The organism is Paraburkholderia sp. UYCP14C (assembly GCF_004197395.1).
Lineage (GTDB): Bacteria > Pseudomonadota > Gammaproteobacteria > Burkholderiales > Burkholderiaceae > Paraburkholderia.
Genome location: NZ_SELS01000020.1, coordinates 111,542 through 130,510 on the forward strand (window position 1 = coordinate 111,542; position 18,969 = coordinate 130,510).

General features: G+C 65.7%; 15 protein-coding genes. All 15 read right to left on the minus strand.

The genetic code is table 11. From position 1 onward, the window contains the following. Positions 1-6: 6 nt before the first annotated feature. The 15 genes from EVC45_RS20040 to EVC45_RS20110 all read right to left on the minus strand — a co-directional run bounded on the left by EVC45_RS20040 (position 7) and on the right by EVC45_RS20110 (position 18,961). On the minus strand, positions 7-876 hold the full coding sequence (locus EVC45_RS20040; protein WP_129959944.1) for an AAA family ATPase: 870 nt from the start codon (positions 874-876) through the stop codon (positions 7-9). Next, the gene (flhF, locus tag EVC45_RS20045) at positions 869-2,935 is read right to left on the minus strand and encodes a flagellar biosynthesis protein FlhF (RefSeq protein WP_129959946.1); all 2,067 of its coding nucleotides are present in this window, start codon (positions 2,933-2,935) and stop codon (positions 869-871) included. Before flhF ends, EVC45_RS20040 begins: the two co-directional genes overlap by 8 nt. A gap of 282 nt (positions 2,936-3,217) precedes the next feature. Continuing rightward, positions 3,218-5,320 carry a flagellar biosynthesis protein FlhA gene (flhA, locus tag EVC45_RS20050; protein ID WP_129959948.1) on the minus strand — a complete coding sequence of 701 codons (2,103 nt, stop codon included), beginning with the start codon at positions 5,318-5,320 and terminating at the stop codon, positions 3,218-3,220. Beyond that, positions 5,317-6,552 (minus strand): flagellar biosynthesis protein FlhB, encoded by a 1,236-nt coding sequence (gene flhB, locus EVC45_RS20055; RefSeq protein WP_129959950.1) that lies wholly within the window; start codon positions 6,550-6,552, stop codon positions 5,317-5,319. Before flhB ends, flhA begins: the two co-directional genes overlap by 4 nt. Positions 6,553-6,729: 177 nt before the next feature. After that, positions 6,730-8,034 (minus strand): DUF3443 domain-containing protein, encoded by a 1,305-nt coding sequence (locus tag EVC45_RS20060; protein ID WP_129959952.1) that lies wholly within the window; start codon positions 8,032-8,034, stop codon positions 6,730-6,732. Positions 8,035-8,048: 14 nt separating this feature from the next. Beyond that, entirely contained in the window at positions 8,049-8,594 is a 546-nt protein-coding gene (locus EVC45_RS20065) for a DUF2844 domain-containing protein (protein WP_129959954.1), read from the minus strand. A gap of 432 nt (positions 8,595-9,026) precedes the next feature. Continuing rightward, positions 9,027-9,326, minus strand: a complete 300-nt coding sequence (gene fliT, locus EVC45_RS20070) for a flagellar protein FliT (RefSeq protein ID WP_129959956.1) — start codon at positions 9,324-9,326, stop codon at positions 9,027-9,029. 18 nt (positions 9,327-9,344) lie between these two features. After that, on the minus strand, positions 9,345-10,898 hold the full coding sequence (gene fliD / locus EVC45_RS20075) for a flagellar filament capping protein FliD (RefSeq protein ID WP_129959958.1): 1,554 nt from the start codon (positions 10,896-10,898) through the stop codon (positions 9,345-9,347). A gap of 146 nt (positions 10,899-11,044) precedes the next feature. Then, entirely contained in the window at positions 11,045-12,460 is a 1,416-nt protein-coding gene (locus EVC45_RS20080; protein ID WP_129959960.1) for a flagellin, read from the minus strand. Positions 12,461-12,958: 498 nt separating this feature from the next. Continuing rightward, positions 12,959-13,669, minus strand: coding sequence for a protein phosphatase CheZ (cheZ, locus tag EVC45_RS20085; RefSeq protein WP_129959962.1), 711 nt, complete (start codon positions 13,667-13,669; stop codon positions 12,959-12,961). Position 13,670: 1 nt separating this feature from the next. Beyond that, complete coding sequence (gene cheY, locus EVC45_RS20090; RefSeq protein ID WP_129959964.1) at positions 13,671-14,066, minus strand: chemotaxis response regulator CheY; 396 nt, start codon at positions 14,064-14,066, stop codon at positions 13,671-13,673. A 61-nt stretch (positions 14,067-14,127) separates the two neighbouring features. After that, complete coding sequence (locus EVC45_RS20095; RefSeq protein WP_168991503.1) at positions 14,128-15,216, minus strand: chemotaxis response regulator protein-glutamate methylesterase; 1,089 nt, start codon at positions 15,214-15,216, stop codon at positions 14,128-14,130. Between the two features lie 5 nt (positions 15,217-15,221). Then, entirely contained in the window at positions 15,222-15,941 is a 720-nt protein-coding gene (cheD, locus tag EVC45_RS20100; protein WP_129959968.1) for a chemoreceptor glutamine deamidase CheD, read from the minus strand. Continuing rightward, positions 15,938-16,900: a CheR family methyltransferase gene (locus EVC45_RS20105; protein ID WP_129959970.1), complete on the minus strand. Its 963-nt coding sequence runs from the start codon at positions 16,898-16,900 to the stop codon at positions 15,938-15,940. Before EVC45_RS20105 ends, cheD begins: the two co-directional genes overlap by 4 nt. A 204-nt stretch (positions 16,901-17,104) precedes the next feature. Beyond that, positions 17,105-18,961 (minus strand): methyl-accepting chemotaxis protein, encoded by a 1,857-nt coding sequence (locus EVC45_RS20110; protein WP_129959972.1) that lies wholly within the window; start codon positions 18,959-18,961, stop codon positions 17,105-17,107. Positions 18,962-18,969 lie beyond the last annotated feature (8 nt).

Consider the following 18,969-nt stretch of genomic DNA (forward strand, 5'->3'; position numbering starts at 1 on the left):
CGCCTTTTAGGCGTGCTGCGCGGACGGTTGGTCGGCGTGGTGCGCCGCTGTAACTGTCGCAGGCGCCCGCCAGGGCGTTTGCGACGACATCGCTGGCCGCATCGGCCAGTACTGCAATTCCGCCGCGAGATGGCGGAAGTCGCGCGCGGCGGGCGTCGACGGAAACGCGTCGACCACGCAGCGCGACAGCTCGAGCGCCCGCGCGATGCGCACGTCGGCCGCAATGCAGCCGGCGTTTTCCAACGCGACGGTCAGGTAACGGCCGGCCACGCCAGCGAGCTTCGTGAACGCGGCCTGCGCGTCGTTGGCACTTTGCACGTGATTCGCAAGCACACGCAACTGCGCGATCGCGTGCGCATAATGCAAACGCTTGATGCACGCATAGGCGTCGGTGATCGCCTCGCCCGACACGTGCGCGACGATCATCACGTCGTGCGCCTGCTTCGCGAGCGGCGACAGATGCCCTTCGTCGTCGAGCTGCGCGTCGATCAGCACGATGTCGGCCGACCCGCCGAGCAGCACGCTCAACTCGGCCTCCGTATGACCCTCGCGGTTGTTGCGCGAGGCGGTCAGCACCGAAAACCCGAGCGCGTGACGCGCGGCGGCGAAGTCGACCGGGGTCTCGCCGCGCATCACCGCCGCGAAATTGCCCGCGCCGCGCAAGCCGCCAAGCATCGAGCTCACCGATCTCTCACCGACGCATTCGTCGATCACGAGCACGTCCTTGCCCTGCTGCGCGAGCGCCGCGGCGAGGTTGACCGCCGCAGTCGTATTCCCGACACCCGACGACGCACCCGCCAACGCGATCACGCGGGCACCGCCGCGCGCAAGCAGCCGCCGCAACCCTTCAGCTTGATCCGAAACGAACTTATCCAAAGCGAACCTCGTGCAGCTCAGCCGTCGAACGTGCGGACAGCGAGGACAACAAAGCGGGAATGTCGTCGTCGTGCGGGACGAACGGCGAGTTGTCGCGCGGAATGCAGAAGGTGCTCTTGATCAGGAACTTCTTCGTTGCGACGTACAGGTTCTCCGGCACCTTCTGTCCGGTCGATACGTAATGCACCGGCAGCTTGTAGCGGATCACCGTATCGAGCACGCCGCCGAGGTTGGTCGCTTCGTCGAGCTTGGTCAGGATGCAGCCGACGAGCGGGTGCTGGTCCGTCGCGCGCTGATAGGCCTGCACGACTTCGTTCAAGGTGTCGCCGTGACTGGTCGCGTTGAGCAGCAACAGACGCTGCACCGGTTGGCCCGCGCGGCTCAGCATCGCGATCTGGTCGGACACGAGGCGGTCGCGCTGGCTCATGCCGATGGTGTCGATCAGCACGATGTGCTTGTTGCGCAGCTCGGAGAGCGCGAGTTGCAGATCGGCGCTGTCCTTCACCGCATGCACCGAGACGCCGAGGATCTTGCCGAAGATACGCAGCTGTTCGTGACCGCCGATGCGGTAGCTGTCGGTCGTCAGCAGCGCCACCTTGCTTGCGCCGAAGCGCATCACGCAGCGCGCGGCGAGCTTCGCGGTGGTCGTCGTCTTGCCGACGCCGGTCGGCCCCATCAGCGCGAACACGCCGCCGCGCTCCATCAGCGCGTCTTCGTCCTCCATCACCGGCAGGTTCGATTCGAGCACCGTGCGCACCCACTCCATGCCGCCGTCCATCGTGTCGACATCATCGGGCATGTTGTCGACCATCATCTGCACGAGCTGCGCGGAAAAGCCCGCGGCGAACAGATGCTTGGTGAGCGCGGCGCGGGCGGGATTGCGGCGCTGTCGCTCGCCCCACAGCAGACCCGCGAAGTGCTCTTCCATCATGTCGCGCATCGACGACAGCTCGTTCATCACGGTGTCCTTGACGACCTGCTCCATGCGCCCCTTGATCGCTTCGGCGACGGCGGCCGGCGTGCGGGTTTCGTCGGTAGCGGACGGCACGGGCGCGATCTTCTGCGCGGCGCGGCGCGCGGCGACTTCGGCGGCTTCGCGCGCCCAGTCGGGCGTATCGATCACCGGCGGCACGGCGGCCGGCCGCGCGTCGACCGCGCTGCCGAGGCCTTTGGCGGTCGCCACGGCCGGCGTCATCGCGGCAAGGCGCGCGCTGTATTGGCCGCTTTGTTGCTGCTGCTCGGCCGCGATGCGGCGAGCGTGATCGATCAGCCACGGATTCGACTCGGCCATCGTGCGCGGTGCGGCTTCGCTTGATGTCACAGCCGACGATGCCGGCACGCCGGCGGCCTTCAGCAGATCCGCGCGGATGTCTTTCGTCAGGCGCGCGGCCGCGGCGCGGGCGCTTGCACCGGAAGGTGTGGCGGGAGCGGCGGAGGTGGCGTTTGCCGCGACTGCCGCGGAGGTGACGGTTGTGCCCATCGCGCCTATCGCGCCCGTTACGCGTGGCAGCGCGGTCGCTGACGCGGAGGCTGCGCTGCGCGCGGAATGCGTGGTGGGATAGACAGCCGAGCTTGCAGCCAGGCTTGCTGCCGAGTTCGTGGCGGCCGACGCTGCTTCATTCGCGGACAACAGGTTGACCGCCTGGCTGACCGCCGACTTGAGCGTCGCCTTGTTCGCCGGGCCGGCCACGAAATCCGCAGCCGGATGCGCCGGCTCGATCACCGGCATCGCTTCGGCACCTGCTTCCGGGCTCGCCCCGAACACCGACGAAAACACGTCCGGCATCGCGCTCGCGTACGGGTTCGTCGGCGCCGCGGACAAGCCGCGCGGCGCGAGCGTCGATGCCGCGCCTGAGCCCGTGCCGAGCGCCGCGGCCTGCGCGCCTTCGCGCGCTTTCGGCGTGATCGCGGCGAGATCGCTATCGGCGAGCGCGACGATTTCGACGCTGCCGTCGTCCATCGTGCGATTCGACAGCACGACCGCATCGGGGCCCAGTGCTTCGCGAACGAGACGCAACGCATCGCGACTGGTAGCACCGACAAATTTACGAATGTTCAAGCTGGACCCCCGATGAGGTATACGGACTGACGGACCGGCAATACACCGCTTCCCATTGCGATCAATTATTGCGAAAGGCGTCGGGCGACGATCGATGGATAAAGACCGTTAAAGGTGGGCAATTCGCGCGATGGACGCACGGCGGACACGTCGCGTGACGCGGCCCGCAATGGCGCTTTTACCGACCCGACCGCGTGCGCAATCCGAAGCGAAAACAAAAACCGGCGCCACACTGGAGCGCCGGTTTTCGTGATATCCACCGCCGCGAGCGAGCGGTCTTCGTCAGCCGTGCGCGCCGATCAGATTCACCACCTTGACGTTGCGCGTATCGGGCACTTCCGCATACGACAGCACCTTCAGCTGCGGCAGACTGCGGCGCAGGAAGCGCGCGAGCATCGGCCGCAACGCGTGCTGCACGAGCAGCACCGGCGCGAGGCCGAGGTTCTGCTGACGCGTCATCGCTTTCTGCGTTTCGGTGAGCAGCGTGTTCGCGAGACCCGGTTCGAGGCCCGGGTTCGGTCCTGTCGATAGCGCCTGCGACAGCACCCGTTCGAGGTTCGCGTCGAGGCCCATCACCTGCATGTCGGTGGTGCCGGGGAACCACTGCTGCGTGATCGCGCGGCCCAATGCGAGCCGCACCGCGGCGGTGAGGTCGTGCGGGTCGGTGATCTTGCTCGCGTGCTCGGCGAGCGCTTCGAGGATCGTGCGCAGATCGCGGATCGGCACGCCTTCTTCGAGCAGGTTCTGCAGCACTTTTTGCAGCGTGGTGAGCGGCAGCATCTTCGGCACCAGATCGTCGACGAGCGACGCGGTGTCCTTCTGCATCCGCTCGATCAGCGCCTGCACCTCGCGGCGGCCGAGCAGCTCCGACGCGTGCGTGACGACGAGGTGATTCAGGTGCGTCGCGACCACCGTGCTCGAATCGACGACCGTGTAGCCGTACACCTGCGCCTGTTCGCGCAGGTTCGTATCGATCCAGATCGCGGGCAGGCCGAACGCCGGATCCTGGGTCGGCGTGCCCGGCAGCGCGGCCGATACCTGCCCGGGGTTGATCGCGAGCCACTGGCCCGGATACGCCTCGCCCGAGCCGACTTCGACCCCCTTCAGCGCAATGCGATAGCCGTTCGGCCGCAATTCGAGGTTGTCGCGGATATGAATGACCGGCGGCAGAAAGCCGATTTCCTGTGCGAACTTCTTGCGGATGCTCTTGATCCGCTTCAGCAGCTCGCCGTCCGAGTTCTTGTCGACGAGCGGAATCAGCCGGTAGCCGACTTCGAGGCCGAGCGTGTCGATCATCGTCACGTCGTCCCAGCTCGCCTCGGCGTTTTCGACCGGCGCCAGCGCGGCCGGCGCGACATCGACGAGCGCCGGCGCGTTCTTGCGCTCCTCGGCGCGCTTCTTCATCATGCGGCCGAGCTGGATCAGGCCGCCGCCGAGAATCAGGAACGCGAAGTGCGGCATGCCCGGAATCAGGCCCATCAGCACGAGAATGCAGCCGGTGATCATCAGCACGCGCGGGTTCGTGAACAGCTGGCCGGTCAGCTGCGTGCCGATATCCTCGTTGGTCGCGACGCGCGACACGATCACGCCGGCCGCCGTCGAAATCACCAGCGACGGAATCTGCGCGACGAGGCCGTCGCCGATCGTCAGCAGCGTGTAGTTCTTGCCCGCCGCGGCAAAGCTCATGTCGTGCTGGACCATCCCGACGATCAGCCCGCCGATGATGTTGATCACCATGATCAGCAGACCGGCGATCGCATCGCCGCGCACGAACTTGCTCGCGCCGTCCATCGAGCCGTAAAACTCGGCTTCCTGCGAGACTTCCGCGCGCCGCTTGCGGGCCTGCTCTTCGTTGATGAGACCCGCGTTCAGATCGGCGTCGATCGCCATCTGCTTGCCGGGCATCGCGTCGAGCGTGAAGCGCGCCGACACTTCCGCGATCCGCCCCGCGCCCTTCGTGATCACCATGAAGTTGATCACCATCAGGATGATGAAGACGACGATACCGACCGCGAAATTGCCGCCCACGAGGAAGTGGCCGAACGACTCGATCACCTGGCCGGCCGCGTCGGGACCGGTATGGCCTTCGAGCAGCACGATTCGCGTGGACGCGACGTTCAGCGACAGCCGCAGCAGCGTCGAGAACAGCAGCACGCTCGGGAACGCGGCGAAGTCGAGCGGCTTCATCGTGTACATGCTGACGAGCAGCACCATCACCGACAGCGCGATGTTGAAGGTGAACAGCAGATCCAGCAGGAACGGCGGCAACGGCAGAATCATCATGCCGAGGATCATGCAGATCAGCACCGGCCCGGCGAGGGCGCGCAGGTTGGTGCTGTTCAGCGCATCCGGCCGTCGGGCGAGGAAACCGGCGCGAACGTTCATGCGGAGGCTCCCTTATCGTCGTTGCTAGTGGCGTCGTTGGCGTTGTCGTCGGCCGGGTTCAGCGTGTCGGCGGCTTCCTCGGCGGCGTCCTCGTCCGAGACGCCGCCCTTGTCGAGTTCGGGCGGCACCTCGAGATCGGTCGGCGCGACCGGAGCGTCGCCGCCCTCGGCCTTGAAGCGGCGCAGCTGATAGACCCATGCGAGCACTTCCGCGACCGCGCCGTAAAGCGGCCCGGGAATCTCGCGATTCAGATCGACGTTGTGATAGAGCGCTCGCGCGAGCGGCGGCGCTTCGAGCAGCGGCACGTTGTTTTCGGTCGCGATCTCGCGAATCCGCGCGGCCACCAGGTTCACGCCCTTCGCGACCACCTTCGGCGCGCGCATCTCGCCATCGGTGTATTGCAGCGCGACCGCGAAGTGCGTCGGGTTCGTCACGACCACGTCGGCCTTCGGCACCTGGGCCATCATGCGGCGTCGCGCGATCGCGCGCTGCTGCTGGCGAATCTTGCCCTTGATGTGCGGATCGCCTTCGCTCTCGCGATGCTCGCGCTTCACTTCTTCCTTCGTCATGCGCAGCTTCTTGTGGAACGACCACAGCTGGTACGGCACATCGAGCGCGGCCACCGCGAACATACCGGCCACCGTCATGCCGCAGCACACCGCGATCAGATGCATGGAGTTGGCGAGCGCGAGATGGAGCGGCTGCGTCGCGAGCGCGAGGAATTGCTCATGGCGATTCCAGATCGCCGTGCCGCCGATGATACCCACCACCAGCGTCTTCGCGAGCGACATGCCGAGCTGGATCGGCCCGTTGATCGAAAACATGCGGCCGAGGCCCTCGATCGGGTTCAGCCGGCTGAACTTGGGCTCGAAGCCTTTCGCCGACAGCTGCCAGCCGCCCAGCGCCATCGGCGCGAGCAGCGCGGCAAGTCCGGTGAAGCCGAGGATCGGCACCAGCGCCGAGAGTCCTTCGCGGCTTGCGGCGCCCGCGCCGATCAGCATGCGGCTGGTGTCGAACGCGCCGGCGTGGTTGAACGTGAGCGACGCCCGCAGCATGTTCTGCAAATGCTCGCCGATGCTGCCCGACATGCCCCACACGCCGTAAAACCCGGCTGCGAGCAGCGCGAATGTCGACAGCTCCCGCGAACGCGCAACCTGCCCCTCCTCGCGCGCCTTCTGCAGGCGCCGAGGGGTGGCGGATTCGGTTTTTTCGAGGTCGCTATCCTCTGCCACAAAGCTCTCCAGTCGGCCGAGGCACGGCGCCTCTTTCCAGTGACAGCGATTATTCCCGCTCGACGCAAGCGCCGATCGTCGGATAAGGGCGGAGAAACGGGGGTATTTCGACGGATGACCGGAAAGCTTGCGCGTATCTCACGCGCGAGCCTTCCGGCATTGAAGCGACGTGCGGCTTCAGTAGCCGACGAACGGGGAGGGACCGCCGCTGGCGGTCTGATCGAGGTGGTAGTACACGTGGCGGCCGTAGAAGAACGGCAGACCGAGGTCGAAGCTGGCATTGCCGCCGATCTGGCCGGCGAGGTTGTTGAACGCGAAGTTGCTGCCGTTGGAGAACAGCGTCTGCGCATTCAGGATGCCGATGCTCGCGACCGCCGACACTTTGTTCAAGCCCACCAGCGTGACCGTGCGGGTCTGCGCCGACGACGGGCAATAGAAGCCCGCGAACTGGCTGCCGCACAGCGTGAGCGAGCTGTCGCCGAAGAAATACGCGTTCGAGCCGGAATCGAGGAATGCCTGGACGGTCGTGCCGTTGAAGGTGCTGTTGTTGAGGTCGCCGAACGCGTCGGTCGTGAACACCTGCGCCGCGGCAAGCGGGTTGTTGCCCTGCGTGCCGATGCCGAACACCAGCGTGCCGGTCGCCGATGCCTGCCCGGTGTTCGACACCGGTGCCATCTGCACGATCACGCCGTTGTTGTCGAGCGGGAAGTTCGCGACCGGATTGGCGATCTGTTGCGTGAGCGGCACCGCGGTGCGCGTGCACGACGTGCCGCCCGGGCAGGCGAAGTAGTTGCTGTAGTTCGCCGCGGTCGCCGGATTCGCGCAGGTCGCGCCGCAATCGGTCGGCGCGGTGCCGATGCCGAGAATGCCGTTCGCGCCCAGATCGCCGACCGTGTTTTCGGGCGCGCCGCTCCCGCAGCTCGTGGGTACGGTGCTCGCGGCCTTGTCGCCGATGATCTGCAGCGGGATGGCGCTGGTCGTCGTTTCGCCGCCGAGCGTCACGATCGCGGTACGCACCGAGCCCCACGTGAAACCGTCCGCGAACGTCGCGCACTCGGCGAGCTGCGCGCCGTTGCTGCCGATCGTGCTGACCGGCAACGCGCCGAGCAGCGTCGAATTGAGCACCGAGCCGACCACACGCAAGCCGAACGAGCCGGTGTCGAGCTGGATGTTGTTGATCGTCTGGCAGTTGGAGGTCGAGCCCGGCGCGCAGATCCTCACGCTGACGGTGGGGATGTTGATCACACCGGCCGCGCCCCGCCCGACCGTGATCGGCACCGTGTTCGACGCGTTCGCGGAGATCGGCTGCTGGGTCGGGCTGGGCGGCAGCGAGCCGCCGTTCAGTCCGTCCGACGAGCCGCCGCCACTGGAGTTGTTGTCGCTGCCGCCGCCGCCGCACGCGACGAGTGTTGCCGTCAGCAGCACGGCGAGCGCGGCCTGCATCCAGCCTTTGAGATTCGCGGTCGTGAGCATGGTTCGCATCGTCGTCCTCGCCGTTACTGGATGTCGGAACCGCTGACGCCGGCCGGCAGCGCGGACGGCAGCCACGCGACGCCGCTGAAGGCGCCCATGTGGCCGCCCGAACGCACCATGACGCTGGTGCCGTCGACGGCGACCGGCCCCCGCGCGTTGCCGCGCGCGGCCCGCACGGCCTTCACGCCGGCCACGTACTGCGGGAAATAACTGCCGAGCAGATCACTGAGATCGGGCATTTGCGGACCATGCCACGCAATGCCGAATACCGCGCCGCTCGCGCCCAGGTATTCGCGCACCACGGTGCCGTTGCCGAAGGTGGTCTCGCGTACCGTGTAGGAAGCGGAAGAAGACGAGGTGGAAGACGCCGCGCTCGCTTCGGAACGCATCACACCTTGAGTCGAGCCGCTGGCGGGCTGCACCACGCGGGACGACACCGACGCGTCGGAGGGGGGTGTGAGCGGCGCGCTGCCCAGCGCCGCATGCGCCGACTGCGCGGCCGTCAGGACCAGTATCGAACATGGCAACACGAGCGCCGAGATTCCGGCGCGACGAAAGCGACTCCACATGACGATGCTCCTCCCGAGCCGCGGCACACTTCGCCGATTGCGCGAACCGGCCGCTTATAGGCAGATGATACGGCACCGCCGTGGCCGCAACCCCGAGGGGCGCCTGCACCGGGCGACCCGCCCGGCGCAGAACTGGCTGGGCGCCGTATCGCAATGTCCCCGTAGTATGCCTGTGGATTCTTTCAGCCGGCGAAATTCGCGCCAGCTAGCGTGACTTACCGCCTATTACAGGTGGGATACCGTGCGGAAGATATATATTCGTGCGCATTGATGCGTATATGGCACGAATCGCAGGGAGCAACCTCGGCGCACGCGACAGGGTAGGCCGCGACCTCAAAGACGACAGGGATGTCAGCTCCAATACGCAAAAGCCCCTGACCGCAACGATACAGGGGCGTGCTGGGCGCCAGCCTTCGCTTCAGAAGGTCGTGATCAGAGATGCGCGACGCGCTCGTACTGGCTTGCCACGCGGACCGCCCGCATCGCCCGTGTGTACTCGGTGGCGAGTTCGCTCTGTGCAGTCTCGGCGTATCCGAGGATCATGCGATCGAGGGCAAGCAGCGCCTTGAGCTTGTCGATCGACTCCGCCGGCTGCTGCGCGGCGAGCGACATCACGAGCGGCGAGCGCTCGCTCGCTAGATCTGCCGCCCTCGGCCAGTCGCCGACGGCCGTCGCCAGCTCGATGTCTTTCGTGAGCTGCAGGATCCGATCGAGGGATGCGGGGGCTTGCATGTCCTGTCGCCTCCCCGGTTAGCTCTTGTTCGCAGACATGGCACCCTGGCTGTTCGTGCCGCCGAACAGTTGCGTCAGGTACTGCGCGTTGTTGTTCATCGTCGCCATCAGCGTGTTGAGGGCGGTGAACTGCGCGTTGTACTGGCTGGTGAGCTGCGCCTCATAATCCGACAGAGTCGATTGCTGTGTCGAGAGACTCGTCAGGTCGTTGTTGAGTGCCGTAGTGCGAGTCGCGATCGCGCCGCCCGTCGCGAGATAGCTCGTGATGTTGGTGTTGAGCTGCTCGGCCACGCCATTGGTCGAATTGAAGAGCGTGGCAACCGTCGACTGGTTGTTCTGCAGCGCCGAGCTGAGCTGCGTATTATCAACCGACAGGGAGCCGTCGGCTTGCAGCGTGATACCGATTGAGGCGAGGCTCGTTGTATTGGTGCCGGTTTTCACGCCATTTGCGACGATCGACGCGAGGCTGTTCTGGATCATGTTCAGCGTCGAGTCGCCAAGCAGCGCGCCTTGCGACGTGGAACTGGAGCTATATGCCGTCAGCGTACCCATCGTCGTGACGAGTGTGTTGTACAGGCTCACGAAATTGTCGATCGTCGACAGCTGTGCGGTGGTGTTCTGCGAGACCGTCAGGTTCTGCGTCGTGCTGCCGACTGCAGCCTGCGTGAGATTCAGCGTCACGCCGGACAGCGCCGACGTCACCGTGTTGGTCGAACTGGTCGCCGCAGTGCCGTCGACCGTGATGTAGGCGTTCTGGGCGGCGGTGGTTTGCGTCCAGCCGGCCGTGCCTGTCGTTGTATTCGCTGCGCCCGACGTCAGCGTCGATTGCGAAGCCGTGCCGCTGGTTGTCCCATCGCCCGCCTTCGAGGTGACGGCAAGACTGTTCAGCGGGTCGCTCGCATTGGTGTCGCTGACCGACACGTTGATGACGTTCGACGCGCCGGTCGAGCTGGAGTGCAGCACGAGGTGCGCACCATCCACGCCGGTGACGACCGAGGCAGTGATGCCCGGGTTGTTGCTTGCCGAATTGATCGCCGCGGCAATGCCCGCGACCGTGTTGTTCGTGCTATCAATGCTGATGGTGGTCGACTTGCCGCCCACGGACAGCGTCATCGTGCCGGTGCCGAGCGTGGTAGAGGGCGGATTGAAGGCCTGCGAGGAGAGCACCTGGGCCGTGGCGATCTGCGTGACGCCAATCGCATACGTGCCGGCGACTGCGCCGCTCGCGGCAGTCGCGGTCAGTCCGCTGCCGTCGGCAGTCGCCGTGAACTGGTTCAACGTGGTGCCGTTGGAAAGCGACGTGAGACCAGCCTGTAGTGCGGAGAGCCCCGCGGACAGCGTGCCGTACGCGGAGATTGCCGTGTTGTCCTGCGTCGCCTTCGCACTGAGCGCCGCAGCCTGGCCGGCGATCTTCGAGTTGACGAGTGCGGTCACCAGAGAGCTCACGTCCATCGACGAATTACCGGTCGAGCCGCTGATGATCGACTGCGCGGCCTGCTGCAACGCCGTGTTACTGGCGGCGGCGGCGCTACTGGCGAGCGAACTTACGCTCGACGAGGATACGGTGGACATGGACAGGCTCCGGGGTTCGGTGATGTCGCGTGAATCGGGTCAAACCTGAAACGATACCAGGGAGGCAAGCCTCCCCGTCATGCTGGTGTCCCGCGCGCCTGGCAGTGCGCACTGCCAGGCGCGCGGGACGGTTACTGCGCGAAGCCTTACTGCAGGAGCTTCAGGACTTGCTGCGGGATCGAGTTCGCTTGCGCGAGCACCGAGATACCAGCTTGTTGCAGCACTTGCGATTTGCTCAGGTTAGCCGTTTCCTGTGCGAAGTTGGCGTCCTGGATTTGCGACTGCGCGGTCGACAGGTCGGTCGACTGTGCTTGCTGCGTCGTGCCGATCGCGGTGAAGCGGTTTTGTGCAGCACCCAGGTTTGCCTGGATGTTGTTGATCGTGTTCAGCGCGTCGTCGATCGATTCCATCGCGCTGTTCGCGCCCTGGACCGTGCTGACGTTGATCTGGTCAACGGTTTGCGTCGTGGCGGTCGAGCTAGCCTTCCAGTTGCCTTGCGTGACGCCGGCGGGCGTGATCTTGCCAGCCGTCGCGCCAGCCGGTGCCACATAGCCGAGGCCGGTGGTGACCGTCAGGCTGGACGGCGACAGCTGGTTGCCGCTCTGGTCCCAGAACGTATAGCCCGTGTTGCCGTCCGACTTCACCGTGACCGACGTGATGGTGTTGGTCACGCCAGGGGCTGCGTCTACGCCCGTCGCCGGATCGATGTTAAGGCCACCAATCGTACCCAGCACCGTGCCTGCCGTGACACCGCCGACGTTGGCCGCATTGATTGCGGTCGATTCCTTGCCGACGTTCAGCGCGCCGCCGGCGTTGATCGTGAGCGTACCGGTGGTATTGGTGAGCAGGGAGGTAGCACCACCCGCCGTCGGGTCGAACGACAGGGCGTTGCCGTTCTGGTCGGTGTACGAGAAGCCACCCTTGCCGTTAGCGAGGACGTTGATCTGGGTCATCTCGGTGCCCGTCGAGGTGCCCGGAGTCCATGCGGCGCCGGTCGAGTCCAGCGAGACGTTCAGGCTGGCGATCTGCGCGCCTGCTTGCACGGCATTGCCACCCAGCGATGCTGCGCTGACGTTCTGGGCCATGTTCAGGCTGATCGTCTGGCCGACGTTGGCGCCGACCTGGAACGACACGGCGCCGAGCGAGCCGTTCAGGATGTTCATGCCGTTATACGTCGTCTGCGACGCGATACGGTTCACTTCCTGGATTTGCTGCGTGACTTCCTGTTGCAGAGCGGCACGATCGGTGTCCGTCATCGCACCGTTCGAAGCTTGCACCGCAAGCTGACGGATACGCTGCAGGCTGTTGGTCAGCGAGGACAGACCCGATGCTGCGGTCTGCACCATCGACACACCGTCGTTCGCGTTCGACACACCCTGATTCAGACCGTTGATCTGGGTCTGCATGATGTTCGAGATCGCCAGACCGGCAGCGTCGTCCGCTGCGCTGTTGATGCGCTTGCCCGACGAGAGACGGGTGATGGCCTGCGACAGTGCGTTTTGCGAACCGCTCAGGTTTTGCTGCGCGACCAGCGAGTTGATATTGCTATTGATTCCCAGCATTTGAGGCTCTCCTGTGGGCAAGTGCCCGTTACACGCCAGTTGGGGCGAACAGCAGAGGCACCTTTGTTCAGTTGCCTGCCGCCTTGAAATTGTTATCGACCGGTAAAAAGGAAACTTTAGGCGTCGCTCACCCTGGATTCAGTGCCACGCCCCTAGGGTCGAGGCGCAATAGGTCTTGCCTGGAGAAGCGCTTTCAATCAGGACCCGTCGGAGAAGCTTCTAGAACGGGGCGCCGCAGCAAGGACTCATAAGCCGGTGCGGTAGCGCCGGGTTACACGAGTGACCTCATGAACCGGAAAACAAAAACGGATCCGCGGGAACCGAGTGATGTTCTCCATTTCGAAAGCGAATCCGTGGCGATGTATTCGGACATCAACCCACCCGGACTATAAAAAAATAGGTGCGCGTAAAAGCGGTAAGAGCCCGCCTCCTCGAGGGAGAGCGGGCTCTTACCGTTTATACCCACATATAAATCACTGAGTTTGACTAAGTAATTTTTTAGAAACCCAAGCTCGCGAGCAGATCGTCGACCTGCGATTGGTCCTGCACCACATCGGTCTTGCCTTCCGGGTTGATCTGCGGACCGTTGAGCAGATGCTCGGGGCTGCCCGTCGGCGACACCTCGGCCGCCAGCGCCGCCGCGTTGGCCGCGAACTTCTCGCGGCGCTCGAGCGCGATGTTCTCGACCAGCACGCCGAGCAGTTGCTGCTCGATCAGATAGACGACGTCGGTGATCTTCTTGATCACCTGGCCGGTCAGATCCTGGAAGTCCTGCGCGAGCATGATCTCCATCAGCTGCGAGTTGGTCGCGCCGGTTGCCTCGGGCACGCCGCGCAGAAAGGTGCGCGTGTCGTTCATCAGCGCGCGCACTTCCTCGCGCTCGATCGGCGCCGCGTACCACTGCTCCCAGCGCGCGTCGAGCGTGCCCGCGTCTTTCTGCAACTGCTCCTGGATCGGCTTCGCGATGTCGATCGCCGACAGCACGCGCTCGGCCGCCTGCTCGGTCATGTTGGCGATGTACTTCAGACGATCGCGTGCATCGGGCACGGCTTCGGCCGCGCGCTCGACGTGCTTGTCGAGTCCGAGCTCGCGCATCGAATCGCGCAGCGTGCGCGTCAGTTGTCCGATGCGAGCGAGGATGCGGTCCGACGCGAAGTCGCCGCTGTCGTTGCCCGCTTCGTCGCCAGGCGTTTGGGTCGGCGGCGTCACGTCAGCTCCCGGCTTTCGCCATCTTCTCGAGGATCTTGTTGAGCTTCTCGTCGAGCGTCGCGGCCGTGAACGGCTTGACGACGTAACCGCTCGCGCCGGCTTGCGCCGCGGCGATGATGTTTTCCTTCTTCGACTCGGCCGTCACCATCAGCACCGGCAGGTGCGTGAGGTTCGCGTCGGCGCGGATTTCCTTCAGCATCGCCAGACCGTCGAGGTTCGGCATGTTCCAGTCCGAGATCACGAACTCGTAGCTGCCGCTGCGCAGACGCGCGAGACCGGCCGCGCCGTCTTCCGCCTCGTCGACGTTCGAGTAGCCCAGCTCCTTCAGCAGGTTGCGGACGATCCGGCGCATCGTCGGAAAATCGTCAACCACCAGAATCTTCATTCCCTTATCCATTTCTATCCCTTTGCTTGATCCATGTTGCGGCGTTGAACCGCGTCATTCCATCCGGCACGCATCATACCCGCTGAACGCGGTCGCCCATCGACGACAAACGCGCCATCACGCGCCGGCTCATGTCCGGCAGCGCGGCGATTTCGTCGGCCGCGCCGAGCGCGATCGCCTCGCGCGGCATGCCGAACACGATGCAACTCGCTTCGTCCTGCGCCAGCGTGTACGCACCGGCCTTTTTCATCTCCAGCAGACCCGCCGCGCCGTCTCGCCCCATGCCGGTCAGAATCACGCCGACCGCGTTCTTGCCCGCATGTTGCGCGGCCGAGCGGAACAGCACATCGACCGACGGACGATGCCGGTTCACCGGCGGGTCGTCGGACAGATGCGCAATATAGTTCGCGCCGCTCCTCGCGAGCAACAGATGCGCGTGGCCCGGTGCGATGTACGCGTGCCCCGGCAACACGCGTTCGCCGTGCTCCGCTTCTTTAACGGTAATCCGGCACAAACCATTGAGGCGTTGCGCGAAAGATTTCGTAAAGCCCGGCGGCATGTGCTGCGCGATCAGCACCGCCGGCGCATCGGGCGGCAGCGGCACCAGCACTTCGCGGATCGCTTCGGTGCCGCCGGTCGACGCGCCGACGATGATCAGCTTCTCGGTACTGAGCAGCGGGTTGTTGAAGAGCGGCGCGGAGCCGACCGGCGCATGCGTGGCCTGGGTGGCCGCATGCTGCGCGGGCGCCGCCTGGCGCACCCGCGCGCGGGCCGCCGCGCGAATCTTGTCGGCGAGCTTTTCCTGGTAGTCGAGCATGCCGTCGCGAATGCCGACCTTCGGCTTGGTCACGAAGTCGACCGCGCCGAGTTCGAGCGCGCGCAGCGTGATTTCGTTGCCGCGCTCGGTCAGCGACGACACCATCACGACCGGCATCGGCCGCAGGCGCATCAGCTTCTCGAGAAAGTCGAGGCCGTCCATGCGCGGCATTTCGACGTCGAGCGTCAGCACGTCCGGGTTGTGCTGCTTGATGAGCTCGCGCGCGACGAGCGGATCGGGGGCAGTCGCCACCACCGTCATGTCCGGCTGGCCATTGATGATCTCGGTCATCAGGCTGCGGATCAGCGCCGAATCGTCGACGCACAATACCTTGATCTTTTGCACAGCGCTCACGCCTCCTCTGTGGTTCTGGCGTTGTTTGGATTAGTCGGGCGCGGGCTCGCGCCGAACAGTTCGATTCTCGGCCGCGGGGGAGCGGCGGCCGGCTTCGCGAACAGCTCGACCCGCTTGCGCGCGGCGGCGAGCCGCTCGGCGCGCGCTTCGGCGCTTTGCCGCACCAGCGCCTGTTCGCGCTCGGCGACGCCCGCTTCCTGCTGCAAGCGCAATTTCTTCACCATCACCTGTCCGGTGCGCGGCATGAATGCGACCTTGCGCGGATGCGAGCCCTGCAGGTCCTCGGCGACGATGCGGATCTTTTCGGTGGCCAGATAGCGGCGCACGAACTCCGAGTTGCGATCGCCGATGTTCATCGTCGTCATCCCCGCGAGCACCGCGCCGCCGCCGAACACCTTGGCCTCGAAGCGCTCGCGCCGCCCGCCCGCCTTGATCAGTTCGTTGATCAGCACTTCCATCGCGTAGGCGCCGTAGCGCATCGAGTCCGACGCGGCCTGCGCGACGTCGGCGCCGTCGTCGGGCAGCATGAAGTGATTCATGCCGCCGATGCCCGCGGTGCGATCCTGGATGCAGGCCGCGACGCACGAGCCGAGCACGGTCACGAGCACCATGTCTTCGCCCGTCGTGTAAAACTCGTTGGGCAACAGCTTCACGCCGGGGCGCTGGAAGTGGTTGTCGTAGTACAGGTTCGAAGCGATCGGCAGCGTGCTGCTCATGCGGCCACCCCGCTCGCTTGATGCGCGTCATGCGCGGTGGCGCGCGACGGCGCGCGCGAGCCGCCGGCGTCGCGCGTCAGTTCGTAGACGGTCTGACCGCGCAGCCGGAACGCCTGCGTCACGTACGTGAAGTTTTCCGAATGGCCGGCGAACAGCAGACCGCCCGGCTTCATCAGCGGCTCGAAGCGCGTGAGCACCTGCGCCTGGGTCGGCTTGTCGAAATAGATCATCACGTTGCGGCAGAAGATCGCGTCGAACTGCGTGCGCAACTGATAGTCGCGATCGGTCAGGTTCAATTGCTCGAAGCGCACGAGCGCGCGCACTTCGGGACGCACCTTGACCATCCCCGCATGCGCGCCCGTGCCCTTCAGGAAGAAGCGCTTCAAGCGCTCGGGCGACAGGTGCTTGACCTGGTCGAACTGGTAGACGCCGGCCTCGGCTTTGGCGAGCACCTGGGTGTCGATGTCGGTGGCGAGCACCGACGCCTGGCGCGCGCCGCTGTCGCCGAGCGCTTCGATCAGCGTCATCGCGATCGAGTACGGCTCCTCGCCCGTCGATGCCGCCGAGCACCACACGGACACCGGTTGCGTGCGGCGCGGCACGAACTCGGCGAGGATCGGAAAGTGATGGGCTTCGCGGAAGAACGCGGTGAGGTTGGTGGTCAGCGCATTGGTGAACGCCTCCCACTCGGCCGGATCGTTTTCGGCTTCGAGCAGATCGAGATACTGGCGGAACGTCTCGATGCCGCGTGCCCGCAAGCGGCGCGCGAGGCGGCTATACGCCATGTCGCGCTTGTGATCCGACAGCGAGATGCCCGCCGCGCGGTGAATCAGATCGCGGATGCGGCCGAAATCCGTCGCCGTGAATTCGAAATCGCGTCCCGTCTCGACGGACCTGCCCGGCTCTGTGCGGTCAGGCGCCGCCCGTGCGGGGCGTTGTGGTGCGCGCGTTGCCATCATGAAAATTCCTGTCTGCGATATGAGCCGTCACGCTCGCCGCCCAGCCGGACTGCCTGGGAGGTAGGAATTGTCTTCGCGGGGTCGCGCCCTCCCGCGAATGCCACCGACATACGGCCGGCTCGCGACACGCGTGCTGCGCGTGCTTCGATGCTTCGCCCATCCGCGGGCGCGATGCCGGTTGACCACATGTCACTCTGCCGTTGCCTAAAACGTTTCCCAGTCCGCGTCCGAACTGGCCTTCGCCGTACTCGCCGCTGCGGCGCGCGCGGGTGTGTCGGTCGTGACGCGAGCCGCGGCTGCGGCCGGCCTGGGTTTCAGTGCCGGTTCGACACGTGCGGCTGCGTCGTGCTGGGCCGGGGCCGTCGCGGCCGCAGCGGCTGCCTTCGTTTCGTTGCTCGCGCCGACCGGGTTCACCGGAGCCGCCGCGCTAGACGCTTGCGGTGCGGCCTTGGCGAACTTCGCGGAACTCTGCGCACGCACCGCCGGCGCGCTCTGACGCGGCGCCGTGCCGCTCACCTTCCAGCCGCTCAGCACCGCCTGCAACTGTCGCGTCTGATCTTCGAGCGAGCCCGCCGCGGCCGCCGCCTGCTCGACCAGCGCGGCGTTCTGCTGCGTGACCGAATCCATCTGCACGACCGCGCGATTGACCTGCTCGATGCCGCCCGACTGCTCTTCCGACGCCGCGCTGATCTCGCCCATGATGTCGGTCACGCGCCGCACCGCCTGCACGATTTCGTCCATCGTCGTGCCCGCGCGGCCGACCAGCTCGGAGCCGCTCTTCACCTTGTCGGCCGAATCGCCGATCAGCTCCTTGATCTCCTTCGCGGCACTGGCGCTGCGCTGCGCGAGGCTGCGCACCTCGCCCGCGACGACCGCGAAACCGCGGCCCTGTTCGCCGGCGCGCGCGGCTTCGACCGCCGCGTTCAGCGCAAGGATGTTGGTCTGGAATGCGATGCCCTCGATCACGCCGATGATGTCGACGACCTTGTTCGAACTGGTCGCGATTTCCTGCATCGTCGTCACGACCTGGCTCACCACGTCGCCGCCGCGCGTCGCGATGTCCGACGCGTTGACGGCGAGCTGGCTCGCCTGGCGCGCGTTCTCGGTGTTCTGCCGCACGGTGCCGGTCAGCTGATCCATGCTCGACGCGGTTTCCTGCAGCGATGCGGCCTGCTGCTCGGTGCGCTGCGACAGGTCGGTGTTGCCCATCGCGATTTCACGCGCGCCGGTGTCGATCGATTCGGTGCCGGTGCGGACCGCGCGCACCATCGTCGCGAGGCTTTCCTGCATCCGCTTGATGCCCGCGAACAGGCGACCGATTTCGTTGTTGCTGGAAACATCGACCGGAGTGGACAGGTCGCCCGAGGCGATCCGCTCGAAGCATGCGGTCGCATCGTTCAGCGGCTGCACGATCAGCCCGCGCAGCGCGAAGCGGATGCCGACCACCACCAGCAGCGCGAACACCGTGATCACGCTGATCAGCGTGATCATCAGCGACGCGTTCGACTGCGCGCTCGCCTCCTGATCGGCCACGCTCCGCTGCAGCGCCTGGATCACCGCGGCGGCCGCCGCGTCGTAGGCGATGAACATCGGGCTGATCTTCGTGTCCGCGACCGCGTGATACGCGTCGAGATTGTTCGCGTTCAGCGCGGCGAATTCGACGTCGACGCCGTCGTGCATCACCGTCGTATGCTTCGCGAGCACATCGTCGAGCAACGCCTGCTCGACGCCGTGCTTCGGCGCGTCGAGATACGCCTGCCAGCTCTGGTTGCCCTTGCCGAGCAGCTCCTGCGCGCGATCGAGCACCTTCTTCGCCTCGTCCGCGTTGCCGGCGGCCGTCAGCGTGTTGAAGCGATCGATCGCAATGCGCGAGCGCAGCAGATATGCCGACGCATCGTCGAGCGCATGAATCGCGACCAGTTCGCCGCGCGCGATGCGATCGAGCGAGCCGCTCGCGCGATTCAGCGCGCTCAGCCCAAGCGCGCCGACCACTACGGTCAGCGTCACCAGAAGAATCCCCACCATCGTCAACGACGTGCGGACCGACCACCTGCTCAGCATGTTGATGC

Bases quoted from the DNA above. Each gene is read 5' to 3' on its own strand.
- fliT (WP_129959956.1), bottom strand. From the start codon at position 9,326: ATGCAAGCCCCCGCATCCCTCGATCGGATCCTGCAGCTCACGAAAGAC.
- EVC45_RS20080 (WP_129959960.1), bottom strand. From the start codon at position 12,460: ATGCTGGGAATCAATAGCAATATCAACTCGCTGGTCGCGCAGCAAAAC.
- EVC45_RS20110 (WP_129959972.1), bottom strand. From the start codon at position 18,961: ATGCTGAGCAGGTGGTCGGTCCGCACGTCGTTGACGATGGTGGGGATT.
- cheY (WP_129959964.1), bottom strand. From the start codon at position 14,066: ATGGATAAGGGAATGAAGATTCTGGTGGTTGACGATTTTCCGACGATG.
- cheD (WP_129959968.1), bottom strand. From the start codon at position 15,941: ATGAGCAGCACGCTGCCGATCGCTTCGAACCTGTACTACGACAACCAC.
- EVC45_RS20060 (WP_129959952.1), bottom strand. From the start codon at position 8,034: ATGCGAACCATGCTCACGACCGCGAATCTCAAAGGCTGGATGCAGGCC.
- flhA (WP_129959948.1), bottom strand. From the start codon at position 5,320: ATGAACGTTCGCGCCGGTTTCCTCGCCCGACGGCCGGATGCGCTGAAC.
- EVC45_RS20105 (WP_129959970.1), bottom strand. From the start codon at position 16,900: ATGATGGCAACGCGCGCACCACAACGCCCCGCACGGGCGGCGCCTGAC.
- fliD (WP_129959958.1), bottom strand. From the start codon at position 10,898: ATGTCCACCGTATCCTCGTCGAGCGTAAGTTCGCTCGCCAGTAGCGCC.
- EVC45_RS20065 (WP_129959954.1), bottom strand. From the start codon at position 8,594: ATGTGGAGTCGCTTTCGTCGCGCCGGAATCTCGGCGCTCGTGTTGCCA.